This window comes from Bradyrhizobium sp. (genome assembly GCF_049691595.1).
Lineage (GTDB): Bacteria > Pseudomonadota > Alphaproteobacteria > Rhizobiales > Xanthobacteraceae > Bradyrhizobium.
In genome coordinates, this window is record NZ_JBAVNZ010000601.1 from 1 (window position 1) to 1,662 (window position 1,662).

Consider the following 1,662-nt stretch of genomic DNA (forward strand, 5'->3'; position numbering starts at 1 on the left):
CGCGTAATTGCTGTCCATGACTTCAGCACAGCCCGCCCGCGAGCCGATGCCGCCTTTGGCCTCGGCGCATGACAAGATTCTGATTGTCGATTTCGGCAGCCAGGTGACGCAGCTGATCGCGCGCCGAGTGCGCGAGGAGGGCGTCTATTCCGAAATCGTGCCGTTCCAGAAGGCGGAAGCGGCGTTTCTTGAGATGAAGCCGAAGGCGGTGATCCTGTCCGGCGGACCGGAATCGGTCCACGAGGAAGGCTCGCCGCGGGCGCCGCAGGCGATCTTCGATTCCGGCGTCCCCGTGCTCGGCATCTGCTACGGGCAGATGACGATGGCGGCGCAGCTCGGCGGCGAGGTCGAGGGCGGGCACGCCAGGGAATTCGGCCGCGCCGATCTCGAGGTGAAAGCCGCGAGCAAACTGTTCGATGCCACCTGGGGCATGGGCGAGCGGCATCCGGTGTGGATGAGCCATGGCGACCGCATCACCAGAATGCCGCCGGGTTTTGTCGTGGCCGGTACCAGCGCGAATGCGCCATTCGCGGTGATCCAGGACGAGGCGCGCAAATATTACGGGCTGATGTTCCATCCCGAAGTGGTGCATACCCCGGACGGCGCCAAACTGATCCGCAATTTCGTCCGCAAGGTCGCAGGCCTGACCGGCGACTGGACCATGCGCGCCTTCCGCGAGGAGGCGATCGAAAAAATCCGCGGCCAGGTAGGCCGAGGCCGGGTGATCTGCGGCCTGTCCGGCGGCGTCGATTCCGCGGTCGCCGCGGTACTGATCCATGAGGCGATCGGCGACCAGCTCACCTGCGTGTTCGTCGATCACGGCCTGCTGCGGCGGAACGAGGCCGAGACCGTGGTCGACCTGTTCCGCCACCACTACAATATCCCGCTGGTTCATGTTGATGCTTCGAAGCAATTCCTCGGCGAGCTCAAGGGCGTCACCGACCCGGAAGCGAAGCGCAAGACCATCGGGCGGCTGTTCATCGACGTGTTCGACGCGGAGGCGAAGAAAATCGGTGGCGCTGAATTTCTCGCGCAGGGCACGCTCTATCCCGACGTGATCGAAAGCGTCTCCTTCACCGGCGGCCCCTCGGTGACGATCAAGTCGCACCACAATGTCGGCGGCCTGCCCGCGCGCATGAACATGAAGCTGGTCGAACCCTTGCGCGAATTGTTCAAGGACGAGGTCCGCGTATTGGGGCGCGAACTCGGCCTGCCCGAAATTTTTGTCGGCCGCCATCCGTTCCCGGGACCCGGCCTTGCGATCCGCTGCCCCGGCGAGATCACGCAAGAAAAACTCGACATCCTGCGCAATGCGGATGCGGTCTATATCGACCAGATCCGCAAAGCCGGCCTCTACGACCAGATCTGGCAGGCCTTTGCCGTGCTGCTGCCGGTGAAGACGGTCGGCGTGATGGGCGACGGCCGGACTTACGATTACGTCGTCGGCCTGCGCGCAGTGACCTCGACCGACGGCATGACCGCGGATTTCTACGCGTTCGATATGAAGTTCTTAGGGGAAACCGCGACGCGGATCATCAACGAGGTCAAGGGCGTCAACCGGGTGGTGTACGACGTGACGAGCAAACCGCCCGGGACGATCGAGTGGGAGTAGAGGCGAAGCCTCCGCCTGGGGAGAACCCTTGAAAACGAGGGATATTGATG

At 63.5% G+C, this 1,662-nt stretch carries 1 protein-coding gene; it reads left to right on the plus strand.

The features are described from left to right. Positions 1–16 precede the first annotated feature (16 nt). The gene (guaA, locus tag WCE35_RS24115; protein ID WP_424595820.1) at positions 17–1,612 is read left to right on the plus strand and encodes a glutamine-hydrolyzing GMP synthase; all 1,596 of its coding nucleotides are present in this window, start codon (positions 17–19) and stop codon (positions 1,610–1,612) included. Positions 1,613–1,662 lie beyond the last annotated feature (50 nt).